10 protein-coding genes and 1 pseudogene are annotated in these 5,763 nt (G+C 50.9%); all 11 read left to right on the top strand.

The window, feature by feature from the left end; all coding sequences use genetic code 11:
* The first annotated feature begins 27 nt into the window (after positions 1-27).
* The 11 genes and pseudogenes from FJY67_11045 (at position 28) to FJY67_10995 (ending at position 5,642) form a co-directional block, all read left to right on the top strand.
* Positions 28-414: a hypothetical protein gene (locus tag FJY67_11045; GenBank protein ID MBM3329983.1), complete on the top strand. Its 387-nt coding sequence runs from the start codon at positions 28-30 to the stop codon at positions 412-414.
* 201 nt (positions 415-615) lie between these two features.
* Positions 616-848 (top strand): annotated as a pseudogene (locus tag FJY67_11040) (DUF4926 domain-containing protein).
* A gap of 11 nt (positions 849-859) precedes the next feature.
* Positions 860-1,948 carry an NADH-quinone oxidoreductase subunit NuoH gene (gene nuoH, locus FJY67_11035; GenBank protein MBM3329982.1) on the top strand — a complete coding sequence of 363 codons (1,089 nt, stop codon included), beginning with the start codon at positions 860-862 and terminating at the stop codon, positions 1,946-1,948.
* Positions 1,949-1,991: 43 nt separating this feature from the next.
* Complete coding sequence (locus tag FJY67_11030) at positions 1,992-2,198, top strand: type II toxin-antitoxin system HicB family antitoxin (protein MBM3329981.1); 207 nt, start codon at positions 1,992-1,994, stop codon at positions 2,196-2,198.
* A gap of 106 nt (positions 2,199-2,304) precedes the next feature.
* On the top strand, positions 2,305-2,706 hold the full coding sequence (locus FJY67_11025; protein MBM3329980.1) for a hypothetical protein: 402 nt from the start codon (positions 2,305-2,307) through the stop codon (positions 2,704-2,706).
* A 29-nt stretch (positions 2,707-2,735) separates the two neighbouring features.
* On the top strand, positions 2,736-3,011 hold the full coding sequence (locus tag FJY67_11020) for a hypothetical protein (GenBank protein ID MBM3329979.1): 276 nt from the start codon (positions 2,736-2,738) through the stop codon (positions 3,009-3,011).
* A 4-nt stretch (positions 3,012-3,015) separates the two neighbouring features.
* Positions 3,016-3,594 (top strand): NADH-quinone oxidoreductase subunit I, encoded by a 579-nt coding sequence (locus tag FJY67_11015; protein ID MBM3329978.1) that lies wholly within the window; start codon positions 3,016-3,018, stop codon positions 3,592-3,594.
* A complete protein-coding gene (gene def, locus FJY67_11010) occupies positions 3,584-4,153 on the top strand; it encodes a peptide deformylase (GenBank protein ID MBM3329977.1) in 570 nt (189 codons plus the stop codon). The genes FJY67_11015 and def overlap by 11 nt, the downstream gene beginning before the upstream one ends.
* Before the next feature lie 24 nt (positions 4,154-4,177).
* Positions 4,178-4,396, top strand: coding sequence for a hypothetical protein (locus FJY67_11005; GenBank protein ID MBM3329976.1), 219 nt, complete (start codon positions 4,178-4,180; stop codon positions 4,394-4,396).
* A 3-nt stretch (positions 4,397-4,399) separates the two neighbouring features.
* On the top strand, positions 4,400-4,639 hold the full coding sequence (locus tag FJY67_11000; protein MBM3329975.1) for a type II toxin-antitoxin system RelE/ParE family toxin: 240 nt from the start codon (positions 4,400-4,402) through the stop codon (positions 4,637-4,639).
* Positions 4,640-4,739: 100 nt separating this feature from the next.
* Positions 4,740-5,642 (top strand): trypsin-like peptidase domain-containing protein, encoded by a 903-nt coding sequence (locus FJY67_10995; GenBank protein ID MBM3329974.1) that lies wholly within the window; start codon positions 4,740-4,742, stop codon positions 5,640-5,642.
* Positions 5,643-5,763 lie beyond the last annotated feature (121 nt).

Raw genomic sequence — 5,763 nt, 5'->3', positions numbered from 1 at the left:
AGAATAGAAGAAAATCGCATAGAGAAGTTGCTGCTGACTGCCTCGGCAATGACAGGCTTCCTAATTTATTATGGATCAAAGGCTTTGGGGATTACGATCCCAGAGGTAATGATGGGTGCAATGTCCACAACAAGCCTTTCGTTAGCATTCTGGGCCTTTTTGGTGCCCTCGGCATCAGGTATGCTATTAGCTTGGTATTCAATAAGATGTATACATAGTGGAATAGAACTTGCGTATAGGGTACTGATTTTGATTTCCACATTCATTTTAGTAATGTTCATAGACGTTTATAAGGAAGTGTTTGGAGCTTCCGTGGATAAATCTGGATTAAGGTATCTGTTACCCAATCTCTCCTTTACAATTTCACTTTCACTCTATATGATATTCAAATACAAAACAAACGGGAGACGCTAATGAGATTGGCTATTCTTATTGGACCCTTGGCAGCAATCATCCTTATCTACATCCTGGTCATTCTTACAAGGCTCTTGATTGCTGTTGAGTCAATCAGAAAAATCCTTAAGGAGAGGGTGAGGGATCTCATTACTTAGTCGAAGACGACTCAATAAACTAGACCGGGTTGTCCTTACGCGAGACCTTCCCGAGCACGGACTTATGGAAGGCGATGTGGGGACAGTTCTGCTATCCACCAGCAGGGTCGGGGTTATGAGGTCGAATTCACCGCCCTCGACAGAGGAGCAATCGCTGTTCTTACATTGGCTTCAACATACTTTAGACCAGCGCGTCAAAGGGAACTTGCGCGTGCCCGTGAGACTGCCCTCGATGTGGAAGAACAGGCATTAATTCTCGTAGAATTCTCGTATCTCCTTGAATCCATAAATCCTTAATTCCTAAAAGAATGGACTGGTTTCTCATCATCGCCACCGCCGTCAAGGTGGCGGCTGTCATCGGCATAGTCATGGGCATTGCGACGCTGCTCACCTGGGTCGAGCGGAAGCAATCCGCCATCATGCAGGACCGGATTGGCGCCAACCGGGCGGACATCTTCGGCCTCCGCATCATCGGCCTCTTTCAGCCGGTTGCCGACGCGATCAAGATGCTGACCAAGGAGGACTATGTTCCGCCCTTTGTCAACCGGACGCTGCATCTTCTGGCGCCGGTTATGGCGTTTCTGCCGGTCCTGGTGATGCTGGCAGCGATACCGTTCGGGCCGTCGGTGCACGTTGGAGGTCGGGAGGTCTCGGCGCAGATTGCTGACATCGACATCGGGCTGCTCTACATCCTCGCGTTCGGCGGTTTGGCGGTCTATGGCGCAGTGCTGGGAGGCTGGGCGTCGAATAACAAATATGCCCTTCTCGGCGGAATACGGGCCTCGGCGCAGATGATCTCCTACGAGGTGGCGCTCGGCCTGTCGCTGGTCGGGATGATCATGATCTACGGGACGCTCGAACTGGGTCAAATGGTGGTCGCGCAGTCGGGGCATTGGTTCGGCTGGATTCCGCAATGGGGGATCTTTTATCAGCCATTGGCGGCGCTGCTCTTTCTGCCGGCGGCGGTCGCCGAGAATAAGCGCATCCCGTTCGACGTTCCGGAAGCCGAATCGGAGATCATCGGCTACTTCACCGAATACTCTGGGATGCGTGCCGGGCTTTTCATGTTTGCCGAGTTCATCGAGATGCTGATTATCTCGATTCTTTTTTCGTTAATTTTCCTCGGCGGCTGGAACCTCCCCTGGCTGGCGTTCGATGGCTTTCACTGGCCCTGGGGAGGGACCTGGCAACTTGGCATCTGGGCAGTGAAGGGTCTCCAGTTCGGAGCGCTCTTCGCCAAAATCGCTTTCATGATCTATTTCTTCGAACTGGTTCGCTGGACGCTGCCCCGCTTTCGCTATGACCAGGTGATGAAGTTAGGCTGGCATTACCTCCTGCCGCTGGCGCTGTTTAATGTGGCAGTGACGGGGGTGGTGATGGTGGTGATGGGGAAGTGAAGAATGCAAAATGTAGAATGCAGAATGCAGAATGCCTGAGTTACTGAGATACCTTATTGTCATTGAGAAGGCAGATGGCAACTATTGCGCCTATTCCCCGGATGTGCCAGGTTGCGTTGCCGCTGGAGAAACGCCGGATGAGACTGCTCGAGAAATGCAGGAAGCCATTCGATTTCATCAGGAAGGGCTGCTGGAGGATGGACTGCCGTTACCGGAGCCGACCAGTTGGGCTGAATGGGTGACGGCGTGAAGAGCATGGGTGACCATTCGTTCGTTAGTTGCCTACTCGACTTCCGCATCGAGCCGATCACCTGCGGGGTTAAGCAGTGGGAGACCTACAACGGGACGCCGATAATTTGGATTGCAAGGAAGGAAGGGGTGAAGGTATTAAAGGAGGAAAATCAAACCTGATGGACAGCATCGACAAAATCCGAAAGAAGGGTACCGGATGGTCGATTTTTGTAACCAAACTGGCTCGGTTGTGGATGCGATTAATAGCCATAGCGATTTCCGGCTATGCTCTCTGGTTAATCGCGTTTGAATCCACGCATTTTGCCGGTGATGCACTCGCAGGCTTCATCGCAAGCATCGCCTGGCCGTTGCTTATTCTCGTAGCGTTTTTTATGCTGGAACAAGAAATTCGATTGTTGCTCGAGCCAGGCACTCTGGGAAGCCTGCTTGACAAATATCGCGGTAATTCTGCGCCCGAAGACGCGAAAACTGGTCCGACCAGATCTGGAAAAAAGGTAACAGAATGAACCTCACAAGAATCATAAGCGTTCCCAAAATGAAGGATTTAGTACTTCGTAATCTCTGGCATTACCAAAGGCGTCATTTTGGAACTACAGACTTTAAACAGAGATGGACATTCACGCTGACGGAAGAGCATCCGTTGTTTCCCTACTTTGCGGGAGCGATTTTATCCCTCAAACGGGAGGGGCTTGTGGATGAAGATGGGGACAATGGGCAATTCTTCTTAACTGCGAAGGGGATTGCGCACTGCGAACAGGAAAACCTCGAACTTGAATTCGAAGATCGGTTCTTCCAAGATTTTGGTATTTAATAATATGCCCAAAACCATCACCACCCTCACCCATGACGTAACGGTCGCGGAGCAGATTTACTGGATCGAGGTCCTGAAGGGCGTCTGGATCACGCACCTCCACTTTGTCCGCAATATGTGGGGGCACATCCTGCATGCCTTCGGGATACGAACGAAGAATCCGCCCGCCGAGACATTCCAATACCCCGAAGTGCGCCGGCCCATCGACCGCCGGTGGCGCGGAAGACACCGGCTCACCGTCAAGCAAAACGGCGCGATGCGCTGCACCGCTTGCATGCTCTGCGAGACGATTTGCCCCTGCGACTGCATCCACATCACCCCCGGCGAGTCGCCCGATCCGCACGTCGAGAAGTTCCCCGAGCGGTTCGACATCGACATCCTCAGGTGTTGCTTCTGCGGACTCTGCGCCGAAGCCTGTCCGGTCGATGCGATCCGTATGGACGTTCATGAGTTCGACCTTGCGGGCTATACGCGAGACATAATTTACACCAAGGAGTTCCTTCTGGGCCAGACTAAACAGCGCCCGTGGGAAAAGTGGCTGCCCGAATCCGATGAACCAAAGCAGTTGAAAGATGCTGCTTAAGGTCATACCCTACGGCGACCCGCTGCTGCGACGCCACTCGGCGCAGGTGGATGCCATCGATGCCGAAGTGAAGCGACTCATCGCCGATATGATTGAGACGATGCAAGCCGCCGGAGGCGTCGGTCTTGCTGCGCCGCAGGTCGGACGGTCGTTGCAACTCTTCTTGATCGACTGGGGTGCGATGCAGGATGGAGCGGAGGCGGTTGCCTACCTGAACCCGGAAGTGCTTCAAGCCGGCGGGGCGAATGTCTCCAAGGAAGAGGGCTGCCTTTCGCTGCCCAAGGTTTTCGCTCAAGTAACGCGCCCTGACAAAGTGAAGGTGCGCTACCAGACGCTGGACGGCAGGACGGTCGAGGAGACCTTGAAGGACCTTCCCGCCCGCGTCTTTCAACACGAACTCGACCACTTGAACGGAGTGCTCTTCATCGACCGCCTGACCGCCGATATCCGTAAGGGCTTGAAAGAGGGGTTGCAATCGATCCTCGACGGACGTGTAGTGCCGTTCGATCCGGATCGCCCGGAAACGATGCAACAAGAGACACGCGGGGAGGCGGCGTGAGTAAAGCAATTTTGAAGGAGAATAATGCCTAAATACGTTGTCGAATCGGAAGGCGAAGTCGCCATCGTGCCACTGAAGGAATACGATGCCATTCGTGCCGAGGTGGAATCGTTGCGCGAGACGATCGAAATTCTCTCCAATCGCAAGTTAATGCGCGACCTTGATCAAGCCATCAGGGATCACGAAGAAGGCAAGAGCATAGATTTGGAAGAGTTCTGGCGCAAGGAGATGAGTGAACCTTAGGATATCTCCCAAAGCAGCCAACAACTGAAGAAACTGCGACATAACTCGGTTCTTGTGACAAGGCTATATGCTGCATTTCAGGATATTGCCGCAAGTCCAAACAGTGGGAAGTTTCTGGATGGCATCCATGATGGAGATCGCTCCTGGCGCGTCGGTGAGTGGCGGATATTCTACCGAGTTTACAGCGATCAATTGATCATATTGATTCTTAACGTAGCAAATCGAAAGGAAGTTTATCGATGAGACCATTTTCTCAAATAGACGCGCAAGAATCGATAGTAGCCTCGCTCTTCTGTCGGTTAGTGCCTCATCTGTTTGAGAGGATGACAAACGCGAGGGGGGTATGTCAAGACTGACCATTTCAATCTATTCGATTGTCGCAATGACCCAAGCCGCCGTTTTTGCGCAAGTGGCCTTCGAAAAGGAAATTGTTAACCTATCTCGTTCCAATGCGGTCTTGATTCTGCAAGAATTGAAGGGAGATTCGCATGATGTAAGGAAGGATTTACTTGTTCCAATTGGAACAGGTGCTTTCATTAGTGACTCTTTGGTTCTAACTGCAGATCATATTATCTACGAGAAGCAATCAATTACTTTGGATAACGGTCAGGTCATAGCAGTGAGAAACTTACGGCGTCCAATTGTGTTGCTATGCGATTGGTCATATTTACATAAAGCCTCAGTAGTTGTAAGGACAAGTGACAGTAAACTCGATACCTCTGGATGGCATTACGACTTTGTCTTTCTCCGACTTCTTGAATCTTGTGGCCGGAAGCATACTATTGCACGGCTTGATTCGTCGGCGAATATTGAGATTTCTCGCGACGTTATGTTCAGCGGCTTTCCCTTATATAATCATTATACTCGAAGTCGCACATCTTTGATATCACTTTTTGGACAGATCATCGGATTCGTCGATATAGATATCGACTTGCTTCGCTTTTATATTCAATCTCCTATCGCATTAGGATTCTCCGGGAGTGCCGTTTTTGCGAGCAATGGTATAATAATTGGTATGATACAGTCTCGTCCGAGTGTTACGTCGCAATATATAAGTGATATCATTAACCGGCAAGGAGATCATGGAGATATTGTAGTTGAATTTGGAGGAATTGACTTTTCCAAAGCTCTTGAACATTTGTCATCATTGCTAAATGAAACTAATTCCGGATTTGGTACTGCAATTGCGATCAGTACAGGTCCAATTTATGAGTATGCGAAGCGCCATCGATTGATTGATTACTGATTCCTGGTGTTTCATCATTTGTACTATCTTAGCGATCTGTTGACAGTGTGATGGCTGTTCAAGTCCCCGAAGGCGTAGCCGAAGGGGACTTGAACAGCGCCCTTGGTCACAGGACGCTCCG

It is taken from the genome of Calditrichota bacterium (assembly GCA_016867835.1).
In the GTDB taxonomy this organism is placed as follows: domain Bacteria; phylum Electryoneota; class AABM5-125-24; order Hatepunaeales; family Hatepunaeaceae; genus VGIQ01.
The sequence above is the reverse complement of the archived record's forward strand: the minus strand, read 5'-3'. Positions and strand labels throughout refer to the sequence as shown.